Consider the following 332-nt stretch of genomic DNA (forward strand, 5'->3'; position numbering starts at 1 on the left):
TCAGCGCTTGACCAGATCACTTCGAACGCTGCGCTGACCGGCACCGGCCTGGCCAACACGACGGTGCACTTCACCATTGATGGGACGTTGATCGCAACGACCAGTTTGGCGGATGGGAGCGGCAACTGGTCATTCACACCCAGCGGTCTCGCTGACGGGCTGCATACCATCGCGGCGAGCCAGACGGACACGTTTGGCAATACGGGCAGCGCCTCGCTGATCTTGACGCTCGACACCACCGCTCCGTCGGAGGCTCTGGCGATCACGGCGATCAACCAGGATACCGGCACCGCCGGCGACTTCATCACCAGCGACACGTCGCTAACCGTCTC

Annotated in this window: 1 protein-coding gene; it reads left to right on the top strand. The window is 63.0% G+C overall.

Annotation, left to right across the window (positions count from 1 at the left end; all coding sequences use genetic code 11):
- The coding region (locus AC0L2F_RS35785; protein WP_473251531.1) for an Ig-like domain-containing protein at positions 1-332 on the top strand (332 nt) is incomplete at both ends.

It is taken from the genome of Bradyrhizobium sp. Ken64 (genome assembly GCF_055807555.1).